The 11,957-nt window shown below is 59.6% G+C and carries 10 protein-coding genes; 2 read left to right on the forward strand and 8 right to left on the reverse strand.

Annotated elements, in window-relative coordinates; genetic code table 11:
• The first annotated feature begins 3 nt into the window (after positions 1 to 3).
• The gene (locus FCS96_RS05425; RefSeq protein WP_138439188.1) at positions 4 to 1,428 is read left to right on the forward strand and encodes an alkaline phosphatase PhoX; all 1,425 of its coding nucleotides are present in this window, start codon (positions 4 to 6) and stop codon (positions 1,426 to 1,428) included.
• A gap of 52 nt (positions 1,429 to 1,480) precedes the next feature.
• Here the strand turns inward: FCS96_RS05425 and FCS96_RS05430 are convergent, their stop codons facing one another.
• The 8 genes from FCS96_RS05430 to FCS96_RS05465 form a co-directional block, all read right to left on the reverse strand.
• Positions 1,481 to 3,124: a fatty acid--CoA ligase gene (locus FCS96_RS05430; RefSeq protein ID WP_138439189.1), complete on the reverse strand. Its 1,644-nt coding sequence runs from the start codon at positions 3,122 to 3,124 to the stop codon at positions 1,481 to 1,483.
• Between the two features lie 194 nt (positions 3,125 to 3,318).
• Positions 3,319 to 3,600, reverse strand: coding sequence for a pyrimidine/purine nucleoside phosphorylase (gene ppnP / locus FCS96_RS05435; RefSeq protein WP_138439190.1), 282 nt, complete (start codon positions 3,598 to 3,600; stop codon positions 3,319 to 3,321).
• Positions 3,601 to 3,719: 119 nt separating this feature from the next.
• Positions 3,720 to 4,052 (reverse strand): Na+/H+ antiporter subunit G, encoded by a 333-nt coding sequence (locus FCS96_RS05440; RefSeq protein ID WP_138439191.1) that lies wholly within the window; start codon positions 4,050 to 4,052, stop codon positions 3,720 to 3,722.
• Positions 4,053 to 4,091: 39 nt separating this feature from the next.
• Entirely contained in the window at positions 4,092 to 4,361 is a 270-nt protein-coding gene (locus FCS96_RS05445; protein WP_138439192.1) for a K+/H+ antiporter subunit F, read from the reverse strand.
• Positions 4,358 to 4,846 carry a Na+/H+ antiporter subunit E gene (locus FCS96_RS05450; protein WP_138439193.1) on the reverse strand — a complete coding sequence of 163 codons (489 nt, stop codon included), beginning with the start codon at positions 4,844 to 4,846 and terminating at the stop codon, positions 4,358 to 4,360. The genes FCS96_RS05445 and FCS96_RS05450 overlap by 4 nt, the downstream gene beginning before the upstream one ends.
• Positions 4,846 to 6,363, reverse strand: coding sequence for a monovalent cation/H+ antiporter subunit D (locus tag FCS96_RS05455; RefSeq protein WP_138439194.1), 1,518 nt, complete (start codon positions 6,361 to 6,363; stop codon positions 4,846 to 4,848). Before FCS96_RS05455 ends, FCS96_RS05450 begins: the two co-directional genes overlap by 1 nt.
• The gene (locus FCS96_RS05460; RefSeq protein WP_138439195.1) at positions 6,360 to 6,728 is read right to left on the reverse strand and encodes a Na+/H+ antiporter subunit C; all 369 of its coding nucleotides are present in this window, start codon (positions 6,726 to 6,728) and stop codon (positions 6,360 to 6,362) included. Before FCS96_RS05460 ends, FCS96_RS05455 begins: the two co-directional genes overlap by 4 nt.
• The gene (locus tag FCS96_RS05465) at positions 6,728 to 9,529 is read right to left on the reverse strand and encodes a monovalent cation/H+ antiporter subunit A (protein WP_138439196.1); all 2,802 of its coding nucleotides are present in this window, start codon (positions 9,527 to 9,529) and stop codon (positions 6,728 to 6,730) included. Before FCS96_RS05465 ends, FCS96_RS05460 begins: the two co-directional genes overlap by 1 nt.
• A gap of 351 nt (positions 9,530 to 9,880) precedes the next feature.
• On the opposite strand from FCS96_RS05465, the gene FCS96_RS05470 reads away from it, so the two are divergent.
• The gene (locus FCS96_RS05470; protein ID WP_138439197.1) at positions 9,881 to 11,935 is read left to right on the forward strand and encodes an NADPH-dependent 2,4-dienoyl-CoA reductase; all 2,055 of its coding nucleotides are present in this window, start codon (positions 9,881 to 9,883) and stop codon (positions 11,933 to 11,935) included.
• Positions 11,936 to 11,957 lie beyond the last annotated feature (22 nt).

The following is an 11,957-nucleotide window of genomic DNA, read 5'->3' on the forward strand; positions in this document are numbered from 1 at the left end:
TCTATGAACGATTCAAAGATTTCAGCAGCAAGCTGGCGCCGGCGGGATGTGCTTCGAAGCATTCTGTTTACCGCAGGCGCAGCCACTATGCCGACCTGGCTTGCAGGTTGTGTTGGTAGCTCTTCATCGGCGAGTACCGCCGCAGGCGCAGAATCGGGAGCGGCGCCACTGCCGCCCTCCGGTAGCGCAGATCAGCTGGTAGGCCGCTTTGCCAACATTGGTCCTCTGCAAGCTCCGGATGTGAATGGAGTGAGAACGCCGGCGGGGTTTTCGACCCGCGTTGTCGCCATCAATGGCGAACTGCCGCAGTCTGGCGGCATGTCGGTGGCTGCGCCCCAGACCGGCGGTATCGGAAACCGGCCCTGGCACATTTTCCCGGACGGGGCCGGCGCGGTTCCCCGGCCTAACGGTGGCTGGATCTATATTAGCAACAGCGAGGTTCCGGGTGTCGGTACCCTTGGCTTTACCTTCCCCGAGCTGGCTGACGTGTCGAGCACGATTGAGGAATTCACGCCAGGCCTTGCCCAGGTTGGCACCCTGGTGTTTGACCCGGACGGGACCATCGTCGATTCCTACACGATTTTAAGTGGCACCACCTTCAATTGTGCGGGCTGCGTCACGCCTTGGCGGACCTGGCTTTCTTGCGAGGAATTCCCCAATGGTCAGGTCTGGGAGTGCGATCCTTACCAGCCCGGTGAGGGCCTGGCCTGTCCGACGCTCGGTTTCTTTTCCCACGAGGCCATTGCCATTGATGCCGGCAACCGCAAGCTCTACCTGACCGAAGATATGCCTGACGGCCGGTTTTACCGGTGGGTGCCGGATCCATCGGACTGGCCCGAGGGAGCCGAACGTGCGGCGTTACAAGCTGGCCGCCTTCAGGTGCTCTGTGTTGGCGGGGACGGTGTAGCCGGCGCCCTGAGAGGCCCTCAGCCGATTCGCTGGGTGGATGCACAGAACCCTCATGAGCCCCAGCATCAGAACCGGTTACCGGAATCGTCGGTATTTGATGGCGGCGAGGGCGTCTGGTACTTCCAGGGGATTGTCTATTTTGCGACCAAGGGCGACGACCGAATTTGGGCGATTGATGTTGAGGCTCAGACCATAGAGGTGATCTACGATCGGGCAACAGCTGAAGCCCCCAACGACATATTGTCGGGCGTGGATAACCTGTTTGTGACCGAGCAGGGGGATGTTCTGGTGGCTGAGGATGGCGGCGATATGCAGGTGGTTGTCATTCTGCCCGACCGCACCCTAAAGCCTCTGTTGCAGGTAACGGGGCAGGATGCCTCAGAAATTGCGGGTATTGCCTTCTCCCCCGATGGCCGGCGGATGTATTTCAGTTCGGATCGTGGCGGACGGAATGGCCTGGGTGGATTCACCAATGGCCTCGGCATGATCTATGAGATGACTGTACCGGAGGGTGTGTAGTTGAGTGTCAGGCGCAGCCTCGGCTTCGAGTGCTGCGCCTGAGCTGGCAGGGTTACTGCAACTGATCCCGGATCAGCTTCTTGTTGATCTTGCCAACACTGGTCTTTGGGATATCCTCGACAAAATCAATCTGCGCCGGGATGGCCCACTTGTTGATTTCGCCAGAGTCGACGAACTGCCGGAGGTGATTCTGGATGTCCTCCAGCGTGGCCGTCTCGCCCGGTTTCAGAGTGACCAGGGCGTGAGGGCGCTCGCCCCACTTCTCATCGGGCACACCAACCACGGCGGTAGCCGCGACCGAGGGATGCTGACTGATCAGGTTTTCCAGATCCAGGGACGACAGCCATTCACCGCCGGTCTTGATCACGTCCTTGATACGGTCCTTGATCACCAGGGTGCCGTCCGGGTCCATTGAGGCCACGTCTCCGGTGTGCAACCAGCCCCCCTTCCAAAGTTCTTCGCCTTTCTCTTTTTCCTTGAAGTAGCTCTGGGTCAGCCAGGGTGCGCGGGCAACCACTTCGCCTTTCGCCTCGCCGTCGTGGGCAACTGGGTTGCCTTCCGGGTCAAAGATTTCCATATCCACCAGGGCAGTGGCGATGCCGGTCTTGATCCGCTTGGCAGTCTGCTGCTCCAGCGGCAGTTCCAGATCTTCCGGTTTCATGTGCGTGGCACACAGCAGCGGACAGGTCTCAGACATACCGTAGGCGGTGTACATGTGGATGCCGAGCTTGGCGCTGGCATCGCACAGGCTCTTAGTCAGGGCGCTGCCGCCGATCAGCACATGCCAGTTGCTGAGATCGGCCGTCTTGATGGATTCGGTGCCCATCATCATCTGCATGATGGTCGGTACACAGTGCGAGAAGGTGACCTTGTGTTCCTTCAACAGGTCGACCAGCATTTCCGGCTCATAGCGGCCCGGGTAAACCTGCTTGATGCCCAGCATGGTGGCTGCATAAGGCACGCCCCAGGCGTGTACGTGGAACATCGGGGTCACCGGCATGTACACCGATGACGACCGCAGCAGCGGCATTTCATCGTAACCGGAGAGGGCGCCGGTCATGGCAAGGGTGTGGAGCACCAACTGGCGATGGCTGAAGAACACCCCTTTCGGGTTGCCGGTGGTGCCGGTGGTGTAGAAGGTGGTGGCGATGCTGTTTTCATCAAAGTCCGGGAAGTCGAACGAGGTTCCGGCCTTGGCCAGCAGGGCTTCGTATTCGCCAGCGGTCGGCAGCTCCGTTGATTTCGCGGAAGCGTCGTCGGTCAGCTGGATGTAGTTGCGAACAGTTTTGATGTCGCCTTTGACCGACTCAAGCACCGGCAGGAAGTCATCGTGCACCAGCACCACGGCGTCGTCGGCGTGGTTCATGGTGTATACGATCTGATCCGGCGACAGGCGGACGTTAATGGTGTGCAGGACAGCGCCAATCATGGGAATGGCAAAGAAGCATTCCAGGTAACGGGGCGTGTCCCAGTCCATGACTGCGACGGTATCACCGGGTTTGACGCCGGCATCGGTCAGGGCGTTGGCCAGACGGTGAATACGTTCTACCAGATCGGTGTAGGTGTACTTGCTGCGGTTGCCGTAACAGATTTCCTGCTCCGGTCGCAGGCGCGGGCCTGACAGAAGCAGCTGTTTGATCAGCAGTGGATACTGGTAGGCATTGTCAGCCGGAGGCAAAATTCTGGTCTGAACCATATGTCCGTGTCCTCTTTCTCATTTATTGATGTTGTCGAGAAAAGCAGGACTAAATCTGACACAGATTGACGGAAACGGAAACCGGCGGGGGTGAAAAAAGCAGAACGGATCCGGCCGTTATCTCAGGCTGTGGGTCCGTTCGGCGATCGCATTACTTACGTTCGGCAGCAGGTATTGGCCGTCGGGGGAGCGGCTTATTCGTAGGTGCAGAGGTAGGCAGTGTCGATGTCGGTTTTTGCCTTGAAGCTGGCCTGGCCGGCTACATCGAAGCTTTCACCCGAACCGTAGGTCATCCACTCGTCCACGCCCGGCAGCAGGACCGTCAGGGCACCACTGATCACGGTCATGGTTTCCTTCTTGCTGGTACCAAATTCGTACTCACCTGGGCTGATAACGCCAACCGTGGCCGGCAGGGTGGACGTCTGGAATGAAATGGACTTGGCGTTGCCATCAAAGTATTCGTTAACTTTGAGCATGTGCTGGCTCCTCAGAATGGGTTGGGGCGCCCACTATACGTCAAATTGCTTCAAGTCCAATGACTATTTTGAAGGTCGGTTTGACAGCGGTCTGGAATGGATGACCTTAGTCCAGCTGCCTACTGATCCCAGGGCTTCCCCTGGGTATTTTCCACCGTTCGAACACCCATGTGCATGGCGGCCTTGGCCAGGATGTTGGCACTGACCGGAGCGGTCATGAACAGGAACACGGTAACCAGAATTTCCGATATGCCAATGCTGCCGTCACGGCTGCTGAAATAGATCACCGAACTCAGCATGATGGCGCCAACACCCACAGTGGTAGCCTTGGTGGGGCCGTGCAGGCGGGTGTAGAAATCCGGGAGTCGGGCCAGGCCGATGGCTCCAATCAGGGTAAAGGCGCCTCCGGTCAGTAACAGAAGGCAGATAGCGTATTCAGCGAACTGGCTCATGACAGACGTCCTCGATTCGCAAGGTTGTTCGGGCTGACGTTATTCAATGACACTGCCCCGCTTCAGGTACTTGGCCATGGCCACAGTGCCGACAAAGCCCATCACTGCAATCAGCAGCGCCGACTCCAGGTACATACGCGTGCCCAGGGTGATGCAAAGGAGAATGATCAGGGCAATGGCGTTGATGTACAGCGTATCCAGCGCCAGCACCCGGTCCGGGGCGTCCGGGCCTTTGATCAGACGGTACACATTCAGCACAGCTGCCAGCGTTACCATCCCGATGGTCAGGTAGAGTGCAATGGTGATCATTCGAACATCTCCAGCAGCGGTTTTTCGTAACGGGTGCGGATAGCGTCTATCACATCGTCGCCATTTTCCGCGTCCAGGGCGTGCACCAGAAGAATCTTGTTGTCGTCACTGACATCGACACTGACGGTGCCGGGGGTCAGTGAGATGGTGCTTGCCAGAATGGTAATAGCCAGCGGTTGCTCCAGTTCCAGGGGGTAGGCAACGAACATTGGTCGTGGCTTGCGCGGGCTGAGGATCAGCTTCGCGACCTGAAAACTGGCAACAACAATGTCGAAGATTACTCGCATCAGGTAGGCCGGCATGCGCCAGGATTTGAAAAAGGTAGGGCGCTCCGGCCAGAACGCCTGGGTCATCTGGGGAATGCTCCAGGCCAGGATCAGTCCCAGTACCACACTGGCACCGGAGACACCGTCGCTCAGGAACTGCCAGATCACGAACAGGATAAGGCTGAGCCAGGGCTGGGGAAAACTCAGGCGATCGAACATTAGTTGTCCCCCTTGACCATGGGCGTTTTCAGGATCTCGAGATAATCCCCGGGGTTCAGCAGCTGGGCGGCCGTGGCGTCGGTAAACTCACTGATTGGCCCTGCCAGGGCCACGAGCACCACACTGAGGCCCGCCAGTGCACCGGCGGCGACCGACACGTTGCCGCCCAAGGGTCGGGGTTCTTCAATATGACCGTCCACGGTGCGCCAGAATACGATGCTGCCGGCACGGCTGTAGGCGATCACCGTGAAGAAGCTGCCAATTAGCACCACCGACCACAGCCAGGCCATTTCCGAGCCGGACAACACCGACTGCAAAATCAGCAGCTTGGCAAAGAAGCCACTCAGCGGTGGTAGGCCGGCAGCCGCCACTGCACCAACCAGGAACAGTACGCTCAGGAAGGTGCGGTTGCGCATGCGCGGCGCGGTAACTATCTTGTCCTTGGCACTGCCACGCTGGTTGGCGACCATTTCCGCCACCAGGAACAGGCCACCAACGGTCCAGGTGCTGCTGAGCAGGTAGAACAATGCCGCGGAAATACCTGCGGCCGAGCCCAGGGCGATCGGAGCCAGCAAGGTGCCCACGGAAATGATCACCTGCCAGGCCACCAGGGTTTTCAGGTTGTCTGCGCCCAAGGCACCGATTACGCCCATGGTCAGGGTGATCAGCGCCAGCGGGAACAGCCAATCCATGCCCAGATTGGCCAGGGCGCCGGCGTCATCGCCGAACACCAGCAGATACACCCGCAGGATGGCGTAGATGCCTACTTTGGTCATGACCGCAAACAGCGCCGCGACCGGTGCGGTGGCATTGGCGTAGGCCTTGGGCAGCCAAAAGCACAGCGGAATCAGCGCGGCTTTCAGTGCGAATACCACCAGCAGCATCATGCCGCCGGCTTTGACGATGCTCAGGTTCTCGCCGGTCAGGTCCGGAATTCTCAACGCCAGGTCGGCCATGTTGAGGGTGCCGGTGACGCTGTAAATCATCCCGACACTGATCAGGAAGACCGCGGAGCCGGCCAGGTTGAGGACCACGTAATGCAGCCCGGGCACACTGCGGGCACGCCCGCCACCGTGCATCAGCAGCCCGTAGGAGGCGATGAGCAGAACCTCAAACGCCACGAACAGGTTGAACAGGTCGCCGGTGAGAAAGGCAATGTTCAGGCCCATCAGCTGGAACAGGAACAGGCCATGGAACTGGCGATTGCCTTCGTCGGCGCCGCCGATAGCAAAAATGTGACAGAAGATGGCCAGGATAGCGGTCAGCACCAGCATCAGTGCCGCCAGGCGATCCAACACCAGTACAATGCCGAACGGCGGCTGCCAGTTGCCAAAGGCGTATAGGCGGTAGCTGTCGTCACTGGCCAGCGCCACTAGAACGATAGTGGAGACAAGCAATAGCACGGTCGTGGCAATGGCCAGGGTCCGGCGCAGGCTGATCGGGGCATAACCCATGAAGACCTGGAGGATGCCGCCGAGCAGGGGGATCAGAATTGGTGCGGTAAGCCAGTGGTTCATTTACCGGTCTCCTCCGGCTTTTGGGTGGCACTGGTGGCGTGGATGTCCTGATGACCGTCGACATGGTCGTCTTCGTGATCAGCCAGGCTACGCAACGCCAACACCACCAAGAACGCGGTCATCGCAAAGCCGATAACGATTGCGGTCAGCACCAGGGCCTGGGGCAGTGGGTCGGTGTAGCTGCCTGTGGTGCCCAGGATGGGCTGGGCTCCGGTCGCTAGCCGACCACTGGAAAACAGGAACAGGTTGACGCCGTAGGAGATCAGAGTTAGCCCGACAACTACCGGAAAGGTACGTGCCCGCAATAGCAGGTAAACACCGGAAGCGGTCAATGCGCCGATGACCAGTGCGAAGACAAGCTCCATTACGCGCCCCCCTTAGGACTCTTGATGGCAGAGTGCGGTGATAGCCGCCCGATGCTGACCAGGGCCAGCAGTGTGGCGCCGATAACGGTCAGGTACACGCCCAGGTCGAAGACCAGGGCCGATGCCACTTCAAACTTGCCGACCACCGGCCAAGTGATATAGCCGAAGGTGGAGGTCAGGAATGGGTAGCTGAAGGCGAGACTGCCGGCGCCGGCAATGACAGCAAACAGCAGACCGATACCGATCACCGTGTGGTATTTGAACGGTACCCGATCCTGGGTCCAGGTCATGCCACTGGCAACGTACTGGAGAATCAGCGCAACTGACGTGATTAGCCCGGCGATGAAGCCGCCGCCCGGCAGGTTGTGACCACGCAGGAAGATATAGGCCGAGACCATCAGTGCCAGCGGTAGCATCGGCCGCGCAATCAGGCGCAGCATCAGCGGGTGAGCGTCGCGGGTCCAGCCGTGGCCCTGACCGTCGCCTGGAGGCGGAGTCAGGGCCGTATTTTTGAGCATCGCGTAGATACCGAGTGCGGCAATGGCCAGCACGGTGATCTCACCCAGGGTATCGAAGCCCCGGAAGTCCACCAGAATAACGTTCACCACGTTGGTGCCGCCGCCGCCCGGCTTACTGTTTTCCAGGAAGAAGTCGGAAATGGAGCTGAACGGCTGGGTCAGCATGGCCAGGGTAACCAGCGTCATCCCGGTGCCGGCGGCCAGTGCGATGATAACGTCGCGAATTCGCCGTGGCGTGGCAGTTTCCAGCGGCGTCCATGAGGGCATGTAATACAGGGCCAGCATCAGCAGGACGATGGTGACTACTTCTACCGAAAGCTGGGTCATGGCCAGATCCGGCGCTGAGAAGCGGGCAAACGCCAGTGCGACCATCAGGCCAACGACGCTGAGCAGTACCAGGGCGGTAAACCGGTCGCGATGGAAGACTGCGGTCAGGATCGCACAGAGAATTAACACGGCTGCGCCGATGGCGGTGGCGGAGTCCACCGGGCTTAGGCCGTTCACGCCAATGAACACCCCCAGGTCGGCCAGCGGCGCTGCCGCAACCGCAATCACACTCAGCATCAGCAGTACGCCGTAGCGCTGGAGTGAGCCGTTCTCGATGCGGGCGGTGAGTCGGTTGGCAAAATTTTCCACTCGCAACACGGCGGCTTCAAATACGGCTTTTTCATCGATTTCCTTAAAGCGCGCATGAAAATCAAAGAAGCGCTGGCGCTGACTGTACATTAACAGGCCGCCGAAGAAGGCCAGGAAACTCATCAGCAGCGGCAGGTTGAAGCCGTGGGCGATGGTCAGTTGATACTCAGGAACATTTCCGCCCAGGGTGGCCGAGGCCGCGGCGTATAGCAGCGGGCCCACAGACAGGGCAGGGAAGATGCCCACCATGATGCAGGCGAACACCAGAATCTCTACCGGAATCTTCATGTACCGTGGCGGCTCGTGGGGTGGGTACACCGGAAGGTCTACCGGTTTGCCGTTAAAGAATACGTCGTGGATGAAACGGGCCGAGTAGGCGACGGCAAATATCCCGGCCAGGGTGGCCACCAGCGGCGGCAGCCAGGCCCAGTACCCGGGCAGGTTCAGTTGCAGGGATTCGGCAAAGAACATTTCCTTGCTCAGGAAGCCATTCAGCAGTGGCACCCCCGCCATGGAGGAGGCAGCCACCATGGCCAGCGTGGCGGTATGGGGCATATAGCGCCACAGGCCGTTGATCCGGCGCATATCCCGGGTGCCGGTTTCATGATCAATGATGCCCGCCGCCATGAACAGGGACGCCTTGAAGATGGCGTGGTTGATGACGTGGAACACTGCGGCCACGGCCGCCAGTTTGGTGCCCATCCCGAACAGCAGGGTGATCAGGCCCAGATGGCTGACCGTGGAATAGGCCAGCAGACCCTTCAGGTCGTGCTTGAACATGGCCACGTAGGCGCCCAGCAGCAAGGTTGCCATGCCGGTGAAGCTGACCATGTAGAACCATTGTTCGGTTCCGGCCAGCGCCGGATACAGGCGTGCCATCAGGAATATGCCGGCCTTGACCATGGTCGCCGAGTGCAGGTACGCCGATACTGGCGTCGGGGCCTGCATGGCATGGGGCAGCCAGAAATGGAACGGGAACTGGGCGGATTTGGTAAAGGCGCCCAGCAGCACCAGGGTCAGGGCGACTGGGTACATGGCATGGGCCTTGATCTGGGCGCCAGCGGCCAGAACGTCGTCGAGCTCGAAGCTGCCGACGATGTTACCCAGGATCAGGATGCCGGCCAGTAATGCCAGGCCACCACCACCGGTAACCGCTAGCGCCATGCGGGCGCCGCGCCGGGCGTCCTGCTTATGGGTCCAGAAACTGATCAGCAAGAACGAGGTCAGGCTGGTCAGTTCCCAGAAAATCATCATCAGTAGCAGGTTGCTGGAAAGGACAATGCCCAGCATCGAGCCCTTGAAGCACAGCAGGAGCGCGTAGAACTTGCCGGCGTTCTCTTTTGCCTTCAGGTAATAACGGGCATAGAGAATGATCAGCAGCCCGATGACCAGAATCAGCAACGCAAACAGAAGCGACAGTCCGTCCAGACGGAAGCTCAGGGATAAGCCAATGGCTGGTAGCCATTCATAGGTATGCAGCACCATGCCGCCGTCGGCCAGGGTTTCCCAGTGCGGGAATAGGGCAGCCAGGGCGATCAGCGCCGGTACCGATGATGCGACAGCAATCGCCGTCCGCCCACCCTGGGCAAATAAAGGCGCGGCTATGGCGCCCAGAAACGGCAGTAAAACAACCAGCGGTAGCGACATCGCAACCTCGTTAGAGTTTTTCTTTTCCGTGAATGGAGACGGGTGTTCGCGTGAGTCTAGTCTTCGACCGACTTCCCTGCACAACCACTATTCGGGGGCAGTGCCAGGGCTTGGTGGAGTCAATCAGGCAGTCGCAGGCGGGTCAGGGAAGTAGGGTAAACGGCCCCGATGCCGCGCGATGTCGGCGGTAACGGGTGGGCGCTGGGCGTGCATGCAGCCGAAGGACCTTGCGGTCATGGTTGCTCCGTCAGTCAAACTTGAACGCTGATGATACGTGGACGGTCTCGCAGGTCAAGTCACCATGTATCTGTTCGAGTGTATACTCAGTGCAAAATTTATAGAGGTCAGACCATGAACACCGCCTACCCAAACTTACTGAAACCGCTGGATCTTGGATTTACCGAACTGAAAAACCGGGTGTTGATGGGCTCCATGCATACCGGCCTGGAAGACCGGTTCTGGAACATCCACAAGTTCGCCCGGTACTTTGCGGAGCGCGCCGAAGGCGGGGTAGGGCTTATGGTGACGGGCGGTTACTCGCCCAATCTGGTCGGTCAGTTGGCGCCGCTGGCCTCGACCATGAATAACCGGGCCACGGCACTGCTGCACCGTCATGTTACCGGTGCTGTCCACGAGGCAGACGGGAAAATCTGCCTGCAGTTGCTGCATGCCGGGCGCTACGGCTACCAGCCATTGATCGTTTCCGCCTCGGCCACCAAGGCACCGATCAGTCCGTTCAAGGCGCGGGCGCTGTCTGGCAAAGGTGTGGAGCGGCAGATCAACGATTTTGTCAGCGCCGCCAAACTGGCCCGTTTTGCTGGTTACGACGGCGTCGAGGTGATGGGCTCTGAAGGCTACTTTATCAACCAGTTCCTGTGCGAACGGACCAATAAACGCACCGACAAATGGGGCGGCCCCTACGAGAACCGCATGCGCCTGCCGGTGGAAATCGTCCGCCGTATTCGCGAGGCGGTCGGTCCTGAGTTCATCATTATCTACCGGTTGTCGATGCTCGATCTGGTTGAAGGTGGCCAGACCTGGGACCAGATTGTCACCCTGGGCACAGCCATCGAGAAAGCCGGTGCCACCATCATCAATACCGGTATCGGCTGGCACGAAGCCCGGGTGCCAACCATTGTGACCTCGGTGCCAAGAGGCGGTTTCGCCGATGTGACCGCCAAGTTCTACGGCGAGGTGGATATCCCCCTGTGCACCACCAACCGCATTAATACCCCGGAGAAGGGCGAGGAAATCCTCGCCGCTGGCAAGGCCGATATGGTCTCTATGGCTCGGCCGTTGCTCGCCGACAGCGAATTTGTCCGCAAGGCCGAGCAAAATCGCGCCGATGAAATCAACACCTGCATCGCCTGCAACCAGGCCTGCCTGGATCACGCTTTCCAGGCCAAGCGGGCCAGTTGCCTGGTTAATCCCCGCGCCTGTCATGAAACCGAACTGGTCCTCACCGTTGCGCCTGTAGCACGACGCGTGGCGGTCGTGGGTGCCGGCCCCGCTGGTTTGGCGGCGGCGACCACGGCGGCCAAGCGTGGCCACAAGGTCACCCTGTTCGAAGCGGATGGTCAAATTGGTGGCCAGTTCAATTACGCCAAACGCATACCCGGCAAGGAAGAGTTCTACGAGACCCTGCGCTATTTCAAGCGCCAGATCGAGTTGCTGGGTGTCGATCTGCAACTGAACACCCGAGTCGACAGCGACCGGCTGGCCGCCGAGGGCTTTGATGATGTGATCATTGCCACTGGCGTGAAGCCGCGGACGCCGACCATTGAAGGTATTGACCATCCCAAGGTGCTGGGTTATCTCGACGTGCTGCGCCATAACAAGCCGGTGGGCAAAAATGTCGCGGTGATCGGTGCCGGTGGTATTGGTTTCGACGTCAGTGAATTTCTCACCCACGATTTCGGGCAACATCCCGAAGGTGAGCAGGCCAGCGTGCAGGCTTGGCAGGCGGAATGGGGAGTGAACCCGGACTATGAAGGTCCGGGCGGACTGGCGGAGCGACAGCCAACCGCGTCGCCGCGCAAGATCTACCTAATGCAGCGCAAAAGCGGCAAGGTTGGTGCCGGACTGGGCAAAACCTCAGGCTGGGTGCATCGCAACAGCCTCAAGCACCGGGATGTGGAGATGTTGCGGGGCTGCCGCTATGACCGGATAGACGACCATGGTCTGCACATCACCATCACAGAAAAAGATGGAAAGACGGTGGAAACCCGTGTGCTGGACGTGGACCACGTGGTGTTGTGTACCGGACAGGAACCGTTCCGGGAGTTGTACGACCAGATCATCGAGAAGGGCGCCAGAGCGCACCTGATTGGTGGCGCGGATGTGGCCGAAGAGCTGGATGCGAAGCGAGCGATTCGCCAGGGAACCGAAGTTGCGGCGAAGCTCTGAAACCCACCATTTGGGGCCTATG

This window comes from Marinobacter alexandrii (genome assembly GCF_005871205.1).
In the GTDB taxonomy this organism is placed as follows: Bacteria; Pseudomonadota; Gammaproteobacteria; order Pseudomonadales; family Oleiphilaceae; genus Marinobacter; species Marinobacter alexandrii.